Genomic DNA, 17,202 nt, shown 5'->3' on the forward strand with positions numbered 1-17,202 from the left:
GCGCCAGGAACGGTCGATGCAGGAGCGTGCAGGCCAGCACGCCCAGGCAGGCTGCGCCGGCGAGGACGATCAGGTCCTGGCTGCGGACTCCGAGCACGTCACCGAACAGGAAGCCCGTGAGGTCGACGGCGAATGACTGGGAGTGAGACACGATGACCACGCCAACGGCCAGCATTCCGACGAAGAGCAGCCCGATGCCTACATCCTGGGACAGCTTCGACTCGCGCGACACCCAGGTGATCCCAGCCGCCATCACCAGGGCACTGGCCGCCGCGCCGACCATGAGGTGACCACCGAGGAGCGCCGCGATTGCGACCCCCGGCAGCATCCCGTGCGACATCGCGTCCCCGAAGAAGGCCAGGCCACGCAGGACGACCCAGGTGCCGATGCACCCGCACAGCACGGCGGCGAGCACACCGGCGATCAGGGCGCGGAGGACGAAGGACACCTCGAAGGGCGCGAATAGGAATTCCATTCGATGATGATAACCATTATTGTTAGGGCGTGGACAATCCGATCACCCTCACCAACCTCAGCGCCCACTATGGTGCGCATCTCGCCCTTGACCAGATCACCTTGGCCGCTCCCCTGGGCCGAGTCACGGCGCTCGTCGGAGCCAACGGCTCAGGCAAGTCAACGGTGCTCATGGCACTGGCGGGCCTGCACAGACCGACACACGGAACGATATCCGGCCTGCCGTCCACTGTGGCTTTCGTGCCTCAGCGCAGTTCTGCTCCGGACCACCTTCCGATCACCGTCAGACAGGTCGTAGCCATGGGCAGATGGAGCGCACGGGGACTCTTCGCCCGCCTCGACAATGATGACCAGCGGATCGTCGACGACTGCCTCGCCCAGCTGCGAATCGACGACCTCGCCTCGCGTCGCCTCGGTTCACTTTCCGGGGGTCAGCGTCAGCGAGCCCTGGTGGCGCAAGGTCTGGCACAACGCGCGGATCTGCTGCTCCTCGATGAACCCCTGGCCGGAATCGATGCTCGAGCAACCGAGGACATCACCCTGGCCATCGACTCCGAGCGCAGCCGCGGCGCCACGATCGTCATGGCTACGCATGAGCGCACCCAGGCGGCCCGGGCCGACCACGTCGTCCATCTGCGCCAGGGTGCGCTCGCATTTCGGTGAGCACTCACCAGAACTCGATCACCAGAACTCCCGCGCCGATGAACCGTCGCCGCACGGAATCTCACTCATCTACGGGACGAGCGGCAACCTCGGCGGTCTCTGCATCGATTCTGTGCTGATCGGCCTCGCGCTTGGCCGCTGCCTTCGCCTCCTTGTGCTCTGCCCGGCGCTCCTTGCGCCGTTCGACGAGGAGGTAGAGTGCGGGCACGAGGATCAGGGTCAGCACGGTCGAGGAGGTCAGGCCGCCGATGACGACGATCGCCAGAGGCTGGGAGATGAAGACTCCTCCGCCGGTGAGTCCCAATGACATGGGCACGAGCGCGAAGACCGTGGCAGCGGCAGTCATCAGGATCGGGCGCAGGCGCAGTCGGGTGCCGTGGATGATCGCATCCCACAGCCCCATCCCGTGCTCGCGCAGCTTGTTGACGAGGTCGATGAGCACGATCGCATTGGTCACCACGATGCCGATGAGCATGAGGAGGCCGATGAGCGAGGGGATGCCCAGCGGTGTGCCGGTCAGCAACAACAGCAGCACGGCACCGGTCGCAGCGAAGGGTATCGACACGAGCAGGATCAGCGGCTGGACGAAGCTGCGGAAGGTCGCGATCATGACGAGGAAGACCAGCGCGATCGCGACGAGCATGGCCCATCCGAGCTGGGCGAAGGAGTCGGCCTGCTCCTGGCTCGCCCCTCCGACGTCGAAGCTCACACCATCGGGCAGATCCATGCTCGAGGTCAGTTCCTGTGCCTCGGTGGAGACCGGGTTGAGCTGTCCTTCAGCAGGGGTGGCGAACACTGTGACCTGACGGTTTCCATCCTCCCGGGTGACGGTGGCTGGGGTTTCGGTCTCGTCGACGCTGGCGATCTCATCGACCGTGATCGGGTCACCCTTGATGTCGGGGATCGCCGCCTGTTCGTCGGCGAGGTCCTGCTCCTCGGCCTGGCTCTCCTCCTGCTCGCGCTGACTGTCGACGAGGTCGTCGATCGCGTCGTTGGCCTCGTTCAGGCCCTTCTCTGCCTGTTCGACGCCTTCTTCCGCCTGTTCCACCTGGGCGGCGGCCATGTCGCCGGGGCTCGGAGCCGGCGGTGGATTCTGGGCATCGCGCAGAGCCTTCCGGGCTTCTTCGAGCTGATCGGCGGCGTTGTCGCGGGCCTCCCGGGCCGAGTCAAGCTGATCGGCTGATTCCTCTTCAGCCTTGGCCTTGGCTTCCTCGGCTCTGCGGTCGGTCTTCTCTTCGACTGCATCGGTCGCGTCTTCCTGGGCGTTCTGCGTCTGCACCTCGGTGACCGGAAGCTCCAAGGCTCGGATCTCGTCTGGAGTCGCATCGGGGTGAGTCGGGGCGAGGAAGATATCCCGCTCCTTGCCCTCCAGCGTCAGAGTTCCGGCCTCACTTCCGTGCAGGGCCGCCGCAATAGCCTGTCCCACCTCGGCCTGGCTGTAGCCGTAGTCCGCGGCCTTCTCCCGGTTCACATCGACGTGGATGATCGGCTGATCGGAGGCGAGGTCATTGCGGGCGTTCGTCACCCCTTCGGTCTCACTCATCTTCTTCGTCACGGAATCGGCGGCCTCGCTCAGCGCTGACAGATCAGAGCCGGAGAGCTTGATCTCCACGTCCTCGTTCGCACTGCCTGAGGCGTCTTGGAGATCGATCTCGCCGACGTCGTCGCCGAGTCCGTCGATCTGGTTCGACAGCCGGTTCGTTGCGACTTCCGCTTCGGAATCGTCCTTCAGGGTGATGTTGAAGGAGTTCTCCGAACCAGTTTCGGGTCCGTTGACGGTCGTTGAGTAGGTGTCGACGTCCGGGTCGGAGGCGAGGACGTCTTCGATCTTCTTCGCCGCCTCATCACTGGCCTCGAGCGAGGCTCCGGCTGGCAGAGTCTGCGCGATGTAGAGAGAGTTCTGCCCTGCGGACCCGAGGAGGTCGGTCTTGAGGAAGCTGGCCATCATCATCGTCACAGCGAAGATCGCCACGGAGATGACGATTGTGCGCCATGGGTGTCGAAGTGCGGCCAGGATAGCTGGCAGGCTTCGCTGCTGCAGACGGTCGACCCTGTCCGAGGCCTCACCGTCGCCGGGCATCGGCGTCACCGGAGCATCGGCAGTCGCCGCCGGGAGCAGCGTCTTGCCCTTGGCGTCGCGTTTGGCATTCTTCCCGTCGATCTTCGACTGTCGTTTCTCTGCGCGCTTGATGCCCTTCTCCCGATGCTTCCGGGCCCACGCCTCATACCTTGCGTCGGTGGCAGCCTGGCGCTTCGGCGAAAGGGGCTTCGGGCTCTTCCGCAGGACCCAGTAGCTGAAGACCGGAACGATCGTCAGCGCGACAAGGAGCGAGCCGAGCAGAGCCAGCGTCACGGTCACGGAGAATGGTCGGAACAGCTGCCCGGCGATGCCGTCGACGAAGGCGATGGGCAGGAACACGGCCACAGTGGTCAGGGTCGAGGCCGTGATGGCGCCGGCCACCTGTTTGACGGAGGCGACGATGTCATCGATCGTGAGGTCGCTTGTACCCTGCCGTCTGCGGATGTTCTCGATGACGACGATGGAGTCGTCGACGACACGGCCGACGGCGATGGTCAGGGCTCCCAGGGTCAAGATGTTCAAGGTGTATTCGCCGACCATGAGACCGATCATCGCGATCAGCAGCGACATCGGGATCGAGATCGCGGCGACCACGGTGGACCGGAAGGAGCCGAGGAAGGCCAGGATCACGAGGATGGCGAAGAACAGTCCCAGCCCGCCTTCGACCGACAGGTCGTGGATCGACTTCTCGATCTCGGGGGCTTGGTCGAAGATCGTGGAGAAGGAGATGTCGTCGCCGAGTTCGGGCCCCATCCTCTCAATGACCTCATTGACTCCGTGGGAGACCTCAACGACATTGTCGTCCTGCCCTTTGGTCACCGACACCGTCACGGCGTCCTTGCCATCGGCACGCGAGTACGAGGTCTTATCCACGGAATCGAGTTCGACATCGGCGACCTCGCCGAGCAGGACCGTACCGTCAGCGGTGCGCAGCGGGGTCTTCTCGATCTGGTCGACCGCGTCGAGTTCATCGCCGACCTCGACCGATAGGGACTTGTTCCCGTCTGCACTCTGCCCGGCGGGAACAACTGTCCCTGCCGCGGTGAGCTCATCGGGCACCGAGGTGGTGACGACGTTCTTATCGTTGACGTCGTCGGGACGGAAGCTGATGTTGACGCGCTGCTCGTTCTGCCCGGCTACGTCGACACTGGAGACGCCCGCGACGCCTTGGAGCTCGGGGACGAGTTCAGTCTCAACAAGGTCGCCGAGCGTCTGCGAGTCCTCTCCCCCGGAGACGGCGAACATGACCACCGGGACGTCGTCGATCTGCTGGGAGAGCACCTCCGCCTCGGCGCCGTCGGGAAGGTCTGCCTTCGCAGAGTCGACGGCGGAGCGCACAGAGTCCGTCATCTCCTCGGCATCCTTGCCGAAGGGCCAGGTGACGTTGGCCGACATCGATCCCGCCGAGGAGGTTGTGCTCACCGTCTCGAGGTCGCCGACCCCTTCGAGCGCGGTTTCGATCGGCTTGGTCACCGATTCCTCGACGACCTCGGGTGAGGCTCCCGGAACCGTGACCTGCACCGAGGTACCGGGCAGCTCGACCGAGGGCATCGTCTCCTGGTTGAGCGAGGTGGTCGCAATGACGCCGAAAACGGCGATCACAAGGGTGAGCAGGCCGACGATGAGGCGGTTCTTCAGACTCATCCTGGTGATCAGGGACACGGGTTCCTCCGGGTTTTGGGCATGCGGGAGCTGCGGATGGGTGATCGGGTGATTTTGTGGAGCGGTGTCGGCGGGGATGGTCCGGGCGAGGGTGGAACGAGTTCAGTCTTTCAGGCCGGGCTGGTCGACGCGTCCCCCGAAAGTTGTCTTCTTCCTCCCCCAAAAGGCTGAGTGAGGAATGGGAGGTCGGTCATGATTCGATCATATGAGCGCAGCAGTCTGCAGGCGCGGGTGTTTTCCTCCGTCTTGGATTCCGGAAATACCACAATTGTGAGCGTGACGGGCTTCGGCGCAGATCGGCACCTCACTGCGTTCAGCTGTGCAGGCGTACGTAGTGGCGGAGTCTCTCCACTCCGTTCGTGCCTCCGTCACTGTGAAACGCGGCCTTCAGCTGCGCCCTGACAGCTGCTTCGTCGAAGGACTCGCCGATGACGACCAGCGCGCTGTCCCAGCGCTCCTCCTGCGGTGCGGCAGTTGACTGCGGTGCGGCTTCTGATTGCGGTTCGACTGTCGATTGCCGTGCGGCTGTCAACTGCGGCGCAACCGCCGACACATAGACATTCGGGCCTACCGCCTGGAGCCCATAGCGCCTGCTTCCGGCCCTGTCGTCGATAAGGATCGAGCCCTTCACCCGGTAGACCCCGGCAGGCAGGTCCTCAAGGAAGTCCAGCACGGCACCAGCATCGACAGAACCGCTGTTAGTGATCGTCACCGACTGTGCGTGATGGTGGACGGGGGCGCTCTCGCCTTCACCGTCGAGGCCCTCCTGAGCGGCCTCGGCGTAGGCCTGTCGGATGAGTTCCCGGATCGGAAGTTCCGCTTGGATGGGGGCTGCGCTTGCGCCTGCATCCCTGGTTGAGCTGTCACCCGACCGTGTTCCGTCGCCGCCTCGTTCGGCCCCTGAGCCGGGGTCGAAGATCAGCGCCGGGTCGAGACGGCCGTAGCTGGTGCCGACGACGAGGAGTCGCGGATTACGCTGATGGACCCGTTCCCGGATCGCAGCGACAGCCGTGTCCCGGTCCGCGGCGGGGAGCTGATCGAGCTTGTTGACAAGTACCAGGGTCGTCGCCGCGTAGCGCATCGGCGGTGCGGTTTCGGTGTCGACCGTGGCGGCATGCATGGTGGCGTCGACGACGTCGATGACTCCGCCGAGGTGGAAGCGGTGGTGGCCCATGCGGGTGACCATCCGTGCCAGCGTCAGCGGTTCGGCGAAACCGCTGGCTTCGACGATGATGGCGTCGAGACGCAGCCGAGGTTTCGCCAGTGCGGTGAGTGCGTCTTCGAGCGAAGTGTCATCATCAAGGCAGCAGATGCATCCGCCCGAGATGGAGAAGGGCTCATCGACCTGCCCGACGACGAGGCCCGCGTCGATGTTGAGGTCGCCGAAGTCATTGACGACGACGCCGATGCGCGCATCGGGGTGGCGCAGCAGGTGATTGAGGAGACTTGTCTTTCCCGCACCCAGGTAGCCGGTCAGGAGGATCACCGGGACGGCTCCTGCCGACTGATTCCTGTTCACATCTCCTCCACATCTGCCATCGGGACGCTCGCCATCCGCTAATGGTAACGTTTTTCATTAGCACCGGAACATATCAACATATGCGCATATGCTCACAGGACCAACTGCGCTGCACAGTCGGAGGCACAAGGACATGACGGCGGAAGAACCCAAGAAGACCCGCAGCACGGCCCAGAAGGTCGTGATCCGCTCCGCACTCGAGAGCGAGAAGCGCTTCGTTTCCGCCCAGCAGCTCCACCGGAGGCTTGAAGATCAGGGTCATACAGTCGGGTTGGCAACCGTCTATCGGCAACTCAACGCCCTGAGCGAATCCGGTCACGCCGATTCCATCACCATTGCCGAGAAGCAGCTGTTCCGCGCCTGCGGTCAGGACGAACACCACCATCATCTGGTGTGCGAGAACTGCGGCAAGGCCGTCGAGATCGAACCGCCCAGCGAGGACTGGATGAGCACCACCGCCAGAGTTCATGGATTCGAAGTCACCCGACACATGTTCGAGATCTTCGGACTCTGCGCTGAGTGTGCCGCATCTGCCCAGAGCAGATAGCGACCCCGTAGAATCACATCGTCGCCGTGCTCCAGTCCGGGAATCGGTCTGGGAAGCCCGCCCAGACTATCGGCCCGGCCGCCAACTCCGCATCACTGAGGGCAGCATTGTCGAGGACCCGTCGCAGCAAGGGTTCATCGATCCCGATACCGATAAACGCCACGTCCTGACCAAATGCCAGGACCTCGCCATCGGCACCGAGCCTGCCATCGAGCGCCAGGGGTGAGAGCGTGAAGAGCCCTCCCACCTGGTCCCATTGGCCGGTGATGTGCGGTCGGGTAGCCAAACGGGCGAAACCGGCCGAACGCAGAATCCGACCGCAATGCCCCTGGAAGAGGCACGAGGTCAGTGCCTGGTGAAGTCGTCCGGGATGGAACGGCCGCAGCTGCTCGTATCGGCACGCCACGACTCCACGCGAATGGAACTTCGGCCTGAATTCTCCATTGAGGATCGAGACCCAGCCCGCATCCGGCACCCGCTTCGCAAATGGCCGCCGGCCCTCGCCATGGACGTGGTCGGAATCGGCAATGAGGCACTGGTCAGCACTCGGAGCCAGATGGCTGAGCAGCGCGGCAGCCTGCTCGAGTTCCGCGGACTCCAGCACCCCTGAATTGACGATCGCGATCGTTGAAGAGAACTCGATCTGACTCACGAGCAGCTCCGCCCTCGCAGCGAGGATACCGCCCTCACCCTCGCCGCCCATGGCCGGTAAGCCGACATAGTCCGGGGACCCTATATCGACGAGCATGTGCCCGACATCGAGTACGCAGACAAGGTCGATGAGGCGCGTGTCCGCACCGGCTGCATTGAGTGATCCCACGATCTCCATCACTGGCGTCTCGAAGGGATACTCCAGCACGATGCCATGTACCTGAGATGCTCTGCGGAGGAGGTCGACCGTGCGGTCCACCACTTCGACACCCTCGGCGGTCTGTTCCGCGGGAACGAGGACGAATCCGCGCACCGCAGCCAGACGCCTGGCGTAGCTGCGCCGCTCCTCCACGCACATGCCCGTCACGGCGATCACATCGACGTCGGCCTCAATCTTCGGCATTGGCTTCCTTCCCTCGAAGAACCTAGTATTAACGTTAATAATACTCGTTCTCAATAAGGAGTTCAGCAATGAAGGTCAGGAATTCTCTGCGTTCGCTTAAGAATCAGCCGGGGGCGCAGGTCGTTCGCAGGCGTGGCCGCGTCTTCGTCATCAACAAGAAGAACCCCCGCTTCAAGGCCCGTCAGGGCTGATCGGGTCGCACGCCCCCGTCGAACCGGGCGTGGATGCGCTCGAGGTCGGCGGCCGTGTCGAAGTCGGCCACGACGCCCGGTTCCACGTCGACGAGGGTCGGTTCGAGGCCGGCGAACAGGAGCCTCACCGCACCATCGACGGGGTCCGGGATGGATTCCACTCGCGCGAGCAGCAGGGCCGTGGGCCAGGCGGCGCACAGGAACTGTGCCTTTCCGCGATCGTCCGTGCCCGTGGCCGGAAGCCCAGCCCGTCGGCAGGCAGCCATCAGCTCGCCGAGGTGGCCCGCCGTGATCAGCGGCATGTCCCCTGCCAGCACCAATGTCACATCCGCGGACTCACCAGCGCCGGTTGCGCTCTCACTCGCCCGAACTGCGGAACACGCCGCTGCGATCCCGGCCAAGGGACCGGCGAAGACCGGTTCCTCACGAATCGCATGCACGGATTCCGTCTCCGCCTGTGACAGCCCGTCGGTCGGCCCGGCCACCCACACCTCGGCGAGGGGGTCGACGGTGCGAACGGTGCCCAGGATTCGAGAGATCACCGTGACACCGCCCAACTCGACTGCGGGCTTGTGGACGCCGCCGAATCGGTTCGAGCGGCCTCCGCTGAGTATGATCGCCCTGATCGACATGCCCCGATCCTACGCGCGAGGACATCGTGATCCAACGCGCGAAGACATCAGCGACAACGGGATTCGCACAACATTTCCGGTCCAGGTGAGCAATACTGTGAGACATCACCAGTTCATGGCGGGCTGCATCCAGCGGGGCATCGTCGACCCGGCGAAGGCGCCCGTTCGCACCGGAATTGCACGGAGGAATCGAGAATGACGAAGTTCGATGTTGTCGAAGCATCCATCGCCTCACTGCGACAGGCGCTCGAGGACGGGACCGCCACCTCGGTGGGGCTCGTCGAGTCCTACCGCGCTCGCATCGCCGCCTTCGACGGGCCGGACACCGGCACGAAGTTGAACTCTGTGATCGTTGCCAACCCGGATGCTCTCGCCGAGGCGGCCGCCGCCGACGAACGACGTGCCCACGGCCAGACGCGAGGGCCCCTCGACGGGATCCCGTATACCGCGAAGGACAGCTACATGGTGACCGGGCTGAGCGTGGCCGCCGGTTCCCCCGCTTTCGCCGAACTCATCGCGCAAAAGGATGCCTTCACCGTCGAACGCCTCCGCGGCGCCGGTGCCATCTGCTTGGGGCTGACCAATATGCCCCCGATGGCCAACGGCGGCATGCAGCGTGGTCTCTACGGCCGGGCCGAAAGCCCCTATAGCGCGCAGTGGCTGACCAGCGCCTTCGCCTCCGGCTCGTCGAACGGCTCCGGTACCGCGACAACCGCGAGCTTCGCCGCCTTCGGTCTCGGCGAGGAGACCTGGTCCTCGGGACGAGCCCCTGCCTCACACAACGCACTCATCGCCTACACCCCCTCTCGCGGAGTCATCTCCGTGCGCGGCAATTGGTCTCTGGTGCCCACGATGGACGTCGTCGTCCCCCATACTCGGTCGATGGCCGACCTGTGCGAGGTCCTCGACATCATCGTCGCCGACGACACCGAGACTCGTGGCGACTTCTGGCGAGTCCAACCCTGGGTCGAGATTCCCGCCGCTTCTGCCATCCGGCCCGATTCCTATGCCGCGCTGCTTCCAGCCGATGATGAAGCGGCTCGTTCGACTCTGGCCGGCAGACGCTTCGGCATCCCGAAGATGTACATCAATGCCGACCCCGAGGCCGGAACGAACCCCGATGGCGGCATCGGCGGGCCCACGGGACAGCAGGTCGAAACCCGGGCCTCCGTGATCGCCGCGTGGGAGGATGCCCGCCGTGATCTTGAGGCCGCCGGTGCCGAGGTCGTCGAGACCGATTTCCCAGTCGTCAGCAACTACGAGGGCGATCGACCCGGTGCTCCGACTATCAGGACGCGCGGCATCGTCAGCACCGACTACCTCGATCGGGAGATCAACGACCTCTCCGCGTGGGCCTGGGACGATTTCCTGGCCGCCAACGATGATCCGAACCTGTCCTCCCTCGCCGAGGTGGACGGGACGAGGATCTTCCCCCACCCGGACGGCGCTCTGCCGGATCGCTACACCGGGTTCGACGATGACATCGCCGAATACCCGCAGCTGTCCAAGGATCGCCCCTACACCTCGGTGACGGAGATCCCCGATCTCGAAGACGGCATCCGAGGCCTCGAGGTGACTCGTCGGATCGACCTCGAAGAGTGGATGGACGCCAACGGCCTCGACGCGGTCGTCTACCCGGCGATGGCCGATGTGGGACCGGCCGATATGGATGTAGACGAGGCCTCAGCGGACCTCGGGTGGCGCAACGGCACCTGGGTCGCCAACGGCAACCTGGTGCCACGGCATCTGGGCATCCCCTCGGTGACGGTGCCCATGGGCACAATGGCCGACACCGGGATTCCCATCGGGTTGACGATCTCAGGCCGCGGCTGGGATGACTCGAAGCTCATCGAACTCGCTGCGGCGTTCGAAGCCACCGGTGATCGACGTGAGGAGCCGCCGCGGACGCCGAGGCTGTGAGTGAGAGCTCAGAGGTCCTCGGAGTCGAGAATCCCGGCCACTGCCGCAATGATCACCGCAGTCGCATAGTCTTCGTCCGCACCGTGGCCCGCCTCGCAGACCGAACCTGACCGGCCAGCATCTTCGACGATGACGGCTGCCGACTCCTCGAGTCGTGCCGCCGTTCGGGCATGTCCGGCGACGAGTTCGAGCAGCACCGCGATGGCGGAGTATTTCCGTCCTGCCGGGGCCGGATGTGCGGCCAGCAGACCGAAGGCCTCGTCCATCACCTCGGCGATGCCGGGTCCCATCGTCTCCGGCAGCACCCCCGTCGACAGCCAGGGATGCGCGCGGTGGAGAGCGAATATTCCGGCGGCGAATGCGGACAGATCGGCCCGCCAGGAACCCATTGCCTCAGCTGCGGTCCGTTCAGCCAGCACCTCGTCGATCATGAGAGCGACGAGTCCGTTCCTGTCCTCGACGTGCCGATAGAGGGCGGCTGGCGCACTCCCGATCTCTGCAGCCAGAGCCCGCATCGTGACCTGCGGCAGGCTCGTCCGGTCAGCCAAGGCGATGGCCGCTCGTGCGATGCCCACCCGGTCCATGCGAGCGGGCCTGCCCACCTTCCCCTCAGTCACTGTCACCCTCCTGCCCTTGGTGTGGAAGGCTCGGCGATCCAGCCTCGCAGTGACAGGGTGCTCTCGCCCTGTTCGTGCTCGGATCGTTCCAGCGACTTCGCTATCGTGGTCGCGGCTCGGAGTATCTCTCCCGACCCGGTCACCGACTCCACGTTGGAGTGCAGTCCGCTGGGAGTCACTCTGCGATTGCTCAATGCCGGTGCTGCGACTCCGAGCCGTGCGGCGGTCCGCGCCCAGAAGAACTGATCCGTGTGCTGAGGGAATGGGACGCTCGGAATTCCGGCACGCAGGCAGGCCGCGGTGATTCCCGCACCGGCCTGGTGGATCGCGGTCGCAACCTGCGGCAGCAGCCAGGAGTGGGGCACCTGGCCCGCGGTGACAACCCGGCCGGGAGCCGCCTCGGCGAGAATGGGACCGGCCGCACCTTGGACGATGACACGATGGCGGGTCGAGGACACGAACTCGGACAGCGCATCCGCGGTTCGGCTGCCCTCTGGAACGCTGCCCATGGTCACGAGCACGGGCGGGGGCCCGCCGGCGAGAAAGTCTGCGAGTTCGGTCGGTGCGGTCCACTCTTCATCGTCGACCGGCCACCAGAAGCCGTCGAGGCTCATGTGCTGAGGCCAATCGCCCGGGCGCGGAAAGATGACGGGGCTGATGCCATGGTGGACGGGCACCGCGGCTCGTGCTCGTTCGTTCAGGGTTGTGGTGAACTTCTTCGCAGGCAAGCCCAACTGTCCCCGGACCCATGCCACTGCAGGGACGTAGGGCGCGGGTACTCTCTGCACCACGCGTCCGATCGGACGGTTGAGAAGGGGTCCGAAGTCGATCGCCGAAGCGATCATCGGCGGATAGGCCCGACTCGGCCTCGAGGGCTGGAGCAGTGCTTCGGCCGATGGGATGCCAAGCGCTTCAGCGATGTCGTGGCCGTAGGGCGAAATGGGGTTGGTGAGCACTACGTCGACGGCGCCTGCGCGTACTGCCATGAGGGCGGCTTCAGCGTGGTCCATCATGTAGCCGCGCAGGTGATCGAGGTATCCCCGTACACCCGGGCCAGCGTCTCCATCCACGGACGGAGGAGGCGTGAGGGCGGCTGTGTATCGTGCTGCGGCGCACCCGGACCGCTCCACAGCCGCCGCATAGTCGTCATGGACGACCATGGTGACACTGTGCCCGTCGGCAATGAGGTCCACGGCGATTCTGATCGCCGGTGAAACGTCGCCCCAGGAACCCGGGGCCAGAATGAGCACCTTCATGGCCCTCCTCAATCGGTCCGCGCGCCGGAGTCTTATTTTGTGTACATTGTTCACTAAATAATATCAGAGCCCCGATCACTGTGTGAACAAGTCTGAAACCTTCGGGTGAACTCGCCAGATTACTGGATCGTAGCCAGCAATCGGTGGAACAGTAATGGACATGACCGATTTCTCTGTTCTTGCCGAACGTGCGTCCGCTCTACTCGAAGCCCATCATCAGGATCGTCCGATCGTCCTGCCGACAGTGTGGGATGCCTGGTCAGCCCAGGCCATGGTCAATGCCGGATTCGAGGCGCTGAGCATCGGCTCCCATCCTCTCGCCGACTCCGTGGGCTCCGCGGACAGCGAGACCATGAGCCTCAGCCAGGCGCTGGCGGGGATCGCCCGCGTGTGCGGCTCTGTGGATGTGCCGGTCAGCGCCGATCTGGAATCCGGCTACGACACTGCGGCGCCGGATCTCATCGCCGGGCTCCTCGAGGCCGGCGCTGTGGGCGTCAACATTGAGGACACCGTCCACAGCGAAGGACGACTGCGCAGCGCCGAGGAGCACGCCGAGTACATCGGCGACCTGCGTCGCGCCGCTGACGCGCAACGGGTGCACGTGGTCATCAATGCCCGCACCGATGTGTTCAAGAATCCCGATGATTTCGAGGATCCCACCGCCGAGGCGATCCGACGCCTCAACCTGTGCGCCGAGGCCGGTGCGGATTCCGTCTATCCCGTCAGGCTGCCGAACACCGAGACTCTCAAAACCGTACTGTCGCAGGTGAGACTGCCGCTGAACGTCACCGCCCACCCGGTCAAGGGTGCCGTGCCAGACGAGCTCGACCTCTCTCAGCTGGAGGACCTCGGGGTCAAGCGTGTGACCTTCGGGCCTCTGCTGCAAGCCACGATGTATGACTACTTCGCCAAGTTCACCAGGAACTGGCACTGACGACAACCGCTGATTCCGCGGCCATCGACCACAGCCACTGAGCAGAACGCCAACCGCAATGATGAGGAGCCGCAATGCCTGAGAATCTCCGTGAAGGACAGCCTGTCTGGATCGATTACACCTGCCATGACTTCGAGTCCACGACGAAGTTCTACTCCGAGATATTCGGGTGGAAGTTCGAGGATCAGGGACCTGATTTCGGCCACTACAACATGATCACAAAGGACGGAGCAGTTGTCGGCGGCGCTATGCGTGCCATGAACATGGACGGCACTCCGAACCCGATGATCCCGGCGATGTGGACGACCTACCTTCACACCGACGACATCGCGAACACCTATGCGGCGGCACTCGCCGCTGGTGCGGCCCCCGTCACCGAACCGATGTCCGTCGGACCGCTGGGACAGATGGCTGTCATCACCGATCCCACCGGTGCCGGTGTGGGCATGTGGCAGCCCGGCGAGTTCACCGGGTTCGACACCCCGCTCACTCCCGGGACTCCGGTGTGGTTCGAGCTCATGACGCGCAACTATCCTCTCGCGCAGGAGTTCTATCGCACCGTCTTCTCCTTCGATATCGTGGCGATGGAGGGGTTCCCGTATTCGACACATGGCGCCGATGAGAACGCTGTGGCCGGCATCTGCGACGCCAGCGAATGGACCCAGGTGTCCTTCTGGCGTGACTACATCAACGTCGAGGACACCGATGCCACCGCAACCAGGGTGGCCGAACTCGGCGGCAAGGTGCTCGCCGGTCCCGAAGATTCACCGTATGGCCGCATCGCCACCGTCACCGATCCGGAAGGGGCGACGTTCCAGCTCCAGCAGAATCCGTGAGTACTCACGCCTGAGGTCGATTCCGTCAGCGGGCGTCAGCCCCGCAGAGCGAGTGCGAACGGCAGTACCGCAGTTGCCCCCGCCTGCCTGAGCAGACGTGCCCCGATCGCCATCGTCCACCGTGAGACAACCTCGTCGTCGACGAGAAGCACCGCCTTTCCGGCCACTGCCTCTTCGACCTCGGGCGGGACGACGAACGCATCGTAGAGATCCTTCACCCGGAAGGCACTGTTGACCTCGGGGTTGCCGTGGTCATGAACCTGCAACAGCTCTCCCCCATCGATGAGTCGTCCTGCGGAGGCCAGATTCGCCGCCAAGGATCTCACTGTCGCGGGCCTGCGCGCGCTTGGCACCGAGACGACGACTTCAGGGCGGATCGCCCAGTCCCATTGGGCCAGGACCTCAAGGCACCATTTCCCGATCTGTGCGGGCACTTCGGCATCGGGAGCGTCCGGTGCGAGGAATGATCGCAGAGTCTGCCCCTGACCCAGATCGCTGAGCCGTGCGATGGCTCGGCCCTCGGCCGCCAACTCTCCCGCCGGGATTCGGCCTTTGAGCGGGACTCCGATGTTGGCCATGCCGCTGGGCCAGGTGCTGCGCGGGTCGATGGGCAGGCCGACGCGATGCAGAGTTCCTGCCGTTGCCTGCCTGTTCTCGTCCGAGATCTCGGCCGACCACCACATTCCGGCACAGTTGTCGCAGCGTCCGCAGGGTGTGGGCTCGGGGTCATCAAGTTGGCGAATGAGGAATTCCATTCGGCATTCGCCAGTGGACTCGTAGTCGAGCATCGCCTGCGCCTCAGCAGCGCGCACGGCCGCGACCTTCTCATATCGTTCCCGGTCGTAGGTCCAACCTCGGCCAGTCGAGATGTAACCGCCCTTGATCTTGGTCACGGCGTCTTCGACTTCGAGGGTCTTCAGCAGCAGCTGCAGCCGGGTGCGTTTGGTCCCGACCAGCGTCTCCAAGCGAGCCACGGACAGGGGGCCGTCCGCCTCGGCGAGGGACTGAAGCACGGCATTCGCGTCGGACTGATTGGGCATCGAGGCGGTGGCGAAGTAGTTCCAGATCTCCTGGTCCTCAGCACCGGGCAGGAGCAGGACATCCGCGGAATCCGTGGCACGACCGGCACGACCAACCTGCTGGTAATAGGCGACGGCAGATGATGGCGCACCAACGTGGATGACGAAGCCGAGGTCCGGTTTGTCGAACCCCATTCCCAGCGCAGAGGTGGCCACGAGCGCCTTGATCCGGTTGTCTTTGAGCTGGTGCTCAAGCTCTGCCCGCTCCTCAGCATCGGTGCGGCCGGTGTAGGCATGGACCTCGTAACCCCGGTCCCGCAGAATTCTGGTGATGTCTTCGGCCGCGCTGACCGTGAGTGTATAGATGATTCCCGAACCGGTGAAATCACCGAGGTGGGAACACAGCCATGCGATGCGCGCGCTTGCATCGAGTCCGGGTTGGACCCCGAGCCGGAGGGAGTCACGGGCGAGCTCGCCGCGCACGACAGTGGTGTCGTGGCCGAGCTGTTCGGCGACATCGGTGACGACGCGGGAGTTGGCGGTGGCTGTTGTGGCGAGGACAGGGGTGTTGCCCGGCAGTTCGGCCAGGATGTGTCCGATCCGCCTGTAGTCGGGACGGAAATCATGGCCCCAGTCGGAGATGCAGTGCGCCTCGTCGACGACGATGAGACCAAGAAAGGCCAGGAGTTGGGGCAGGACCTCGTCTCGGAACTGCGGGTTATTCAGCCGCTCTGGCGAGACGAGCAGAACGTCGAGGCTGCCGGCCCTGAGATCGTCGAGGACAGTGTCCCACTCGGTGACGTTGGAGGAATTGAGGCTGGCTGCGCGAACCCCGGCGCGCTGCGCGGCGGCGATCTGGTCGCGCATCAGGGCCAACAGCGGGGAGATGATGAGGCTGGGACCAGTGCCAGCCGCACGAAGCATTCTGGTCGCCACGAAGTACACGGCCGACTTGCCCCACCCGGTTCGCTGGACCACGAGGACCCTCTTCTTCTCCACGACCAGATCGCGGATCGATTCGAGCTGGCCGTCCCGGAACTGCGCTTCGGGATTCGCAGTGAGCTCGGCCAGGATGCGCTGAGCCTGAACGGCGAATTCGTCGGCGTCGATGGTCGTTGCCCTCGGGGTGGATTCGGTCATGGGCACAGTCTAGATGTCGCCGCTGACGCAGCCGCCCAGCCCTGATCCATCACCTCAGAGCGAGTTCGATGCCCAAGGTGGCGAGCACACCGAACAGCACACCCCACAGGATGATCGAGATGATCTGCCAGAAGGCCACAGCGTTGCGGTCGGCACCGAATCCGACCATGGCCATCGAGGTGATCTGCGAAGGCAGCAGGGTCTGGCCGAGCAGGGAGACGCCGGGGACGCCGAACTTGTCGAACATGCGCTTGAGCCGCTGCCGCTTCGGGGAGGATTCAGCGTCTTTGCCATTGTTCTTCGTCGCTTTGTCCCGGATAGCTCCGGCACCGTAGACGACCGCGAGCATCGAGACCACGTTTCCGATGATGGCCATCATGATCGCGACGACCGGATTCAGGCCGATAGCGACACCGATGACGGCACCGAAGTAGGACTCGACGAAGGGAATCGCGGAGACGAGGATGATGCCTGCCCATTGCAGCCAGTCGGGGATCGATCCGGCGAATTCCTGGATGCTTTCGATCATTTTGGGCTCCATTCTCATTGGTTCGGAGTCTCTGTCGATGCGCTGCATGCCAGGGTCATAGTCGATCTCGACTCAACGACCCAACCTTCTGGCACAGCGTGCTAGTACGTTGTACTATACAGAAAACAG

The 17,202-nt window shown here is 64.3% G+C and carries 15 protein-coding genes; 6 read left to right on the plus strand and 9 right to left on the minus strand.

The genetic code is table 11. The features are described from left to right. Positions 1–475 (minus strand): metal ABC transporter permease (locus ACE03M_RS13770; protein ID WP_485934511.1); only part of this gene is annotated, 475 nt, incomplete at its 3' end. Positions 476–504: 29 nt separating this feature from the next. Between ACE03M_RS13770 and aztA the strand changes: the two genes are divergently transcribed. After that, the gene (aztA, locus tag ACE03M_RS13775) at positions 505–1,137 is read left to right on the plus strand and encodes a zinc ABC transporter ATP-binding protein AztA (protein ID WP_485934513.1); all 633 of its coding nucleotides are present in this window, start codon (positions 505–507) and stop codon (positions 1,135–1,137) included. A 61-nt stretch (positions 1,138–1,198) separates the two neighbouring features. Here aztA and ACE03M_RS13780 read toward each other — a convergent pair whose 3' ends face one another. Together ACE03M_RS13780 and ACE03M_RS13785 are read right to left on the minus strand one after the other, a co-directional pair. Continuing rightward, complete coding sequence (locus tag ACE03M_RS13780; RefSeq protein WP_485934515.1) at positions 1,199–4,879, minus strand: efflux RND transporter permease subunit; 3,681 nt, start codon at positions 4,877–4,879, stop codon at positions 1,199–1,201. Between the two features lie 313 nt (positions 4,880–5,192). Continuing rightward, positions 5,193–6,398: a CobW family GTP-binding protein gene (locus ACE03M_RS13785; RefSeq protein ID WP_485934517.1), complete on the minus strand. Its 1,206-nt coding sequence runs from the start codon at positions 6,396–6,398 to the stop codon at positions 5,193–5,195. 133 nt (positions 6,399–6,531) lie between these two features. Between ACE03M_RS13785 and ACE03M_RS13790 the strand changes: the two genes are divergently transcribed. Beyond that, positions 6,532–6,945 carry a Fur family transcriptional regulator gene (locus tag ACE03M_RS13790; protein WP_186292955.1) on the plus strand — a complete coding sequence of 138 codons (414 nt, stop codon included), beginning with the start codon at positions 6,532–6,534 and terminating at the stop codon, positions 6,943–6,945. A gap of 13 nt (positions 6,946–6,958) precedes the next feature. Here the strand turns inward: ACE03M_RS13790 and ACE03M_RS13795 are convergent, their stop codons facing one another. Next, on the minus strand, positions 6,959–7,999 hold the full coding sequence (locus ACE03M_RS13795; protein WP_485934519.1) for a GTP-binding protein: 1,041 nt from the start codon (positions 7,997–7,999) through the stop codon (positions 6,959–6,961). 68 nt (positions 8,000–8,067) lie between these two features. On the opposite strand from ACE03M_RS13795, the gene ykgO reads away from it, so the two are divergent. Next, the gene (ykgO, locus tag ACE03M_RS13800; RefSeq protein ID WP_009884304.1) at positions 8,068–8,190 is read left to right on the plus strand and encodes a type B 50S ribosomal protein L36; all 123 of its coding nucleotides are present in this window, start codon (positions 8,068–8,070) and stop codon (positions 8,188–8,190) included. On the opposite strand, the gene ACE03M_RS13805 is transcribed toward ykgO, so the two are convergent. Continuing rightward, the gene (locus tag ACE03M_RS13805; protein ID WP_485934521.1) at positions 8,181–8,822 is read right to left on the minus strand and encodes a molybdenum cofactor guanylyltransferase; all 642 of its coding nucleotides are present in this window, start codon (positions 8,820–8,822) and stop codon (positions 8,181–8,183) included. The two genes, ykgO and ACE03M_RS13805, sit on opposite strands and share 10 nt — an antisense overlap. A 195-nt stretch (positions 8,823–9,017) precedes the next feature. On the opposite strand from ACE03M_RS13805, the gene ACE03M_RS13810 reads away from it, so the two are divergent. Further along, positions 9,018–10,742 carry an amidase gene (locus ACE03M_RS13810; protein WP_143920854.1) on the plus strand — a complete coding sequence of 575 codons (1,725 nt, stop codon included), beginning with the start codon at positions 9,018–9,020 and terminating at the stop codon, positions 10,740–10,742. 8 nt (positions 10,743–10,750) lie between these two features. Here the strand turns inward: ACE03M_RS13810 and ACE03M_RS13815 are convergent, their stop codons facing one another. Both ACE03M_RS13815 and ACE03M_RS13820 read right to left on the minus strand, forming a co-directional pair. Beyond that, positions 10,751–11,359: a TetR/AcrR family transcriptional regulator gene (locus ACE03M_RS13815; RefSeq protein WP_485934524.1), complete on the minus strand. Its 609-nt coding sequence runs from the start codon at positions 11,357–11,359 to the stop codon at positions 10,751–10,753. Positions 11,360–11,361: 2 nt separating this feature from the next. Beyond that, the gene (locus ACE03M_RS13820) at positions 11,362–12,615 is read right to left on the minus strand and encodes a glycosyltransferase (RefSeq protein ID WP_485934525.1); all 1,254 of its coding nucleotides are present in this window, start codon (positions 12,613–12,615) and stop codon (positions 11,362–11,364) included. 160 nt (positions 12,616–12,775) lie between these two features. Here ACE03M_RS13820 and ACE03M_RS13825 point away from each other — a divergent pair, with 160 nt between their 5' ends. Together ACE03M_RS13825 and ACE03M_RS13830 are read left to right on the plus strand one after the other, a co-directional pair. Further along, on the plus strand, positions 12,776–13,549 hold the full coding sequence (locus tag ACE03M_RS13825) for an isocitrate lyase/PEP mutase family protein (RefSeq protein ID WP_485934526.1): 774 nt from the start codon (positions 12,776–12,778) through the stop codon (positions 13,547–13,549). A gap of 74 nt (positions 13,550–13,623) precedes the next feature. Then, the gene (locus ACE03M_RS13830) at positions 13,624–14,385 is read left to right on the plus strand and encodes a VOC family protein (protein ID WP_485934528.1); all 762 of its coding nucleotides are present in this window, start codon (positions 13,624–13,626) and stop codon (positions 14,383–14,385) included. A gap of 35 nt (positions 14,386–14,420) precedes the next feature. Here the strand turns inward: ACE03M_RS13830 and ACE03M_RS13835 are convergent, their stop codons facing one another. Together ACE03M_RS13835 and ACE03M_RS13840 are read right to left on the minus strand one after the other, a co-directional pair. Then, entirely contained in the window at positions 14,421–16,544 is a 2,124-nt protein-coding gene (locus ACE03M_RS13835) for a RecQ family ATP-dependent DNA helicase (RefSeq protein ID WP_485934530.1), read from the minus strand. Between the two features lie 49 nt (positions 16,545–16,593). Next, positions 16,594–17,073, minus strand: coding sequence for a hypothetical protein (locus ACE03M_RS13840; protein WP_143920860.1), 480 nt, complete (start codon positions 17,071–17,073; stop codon positions 16,594–16,596). Positions 17,074–17,202: the final 129 nt, after the last annotated feature.

It is taken from the genome of Brevibacterium sp. AGC70, from assembly GCF_057334195.1.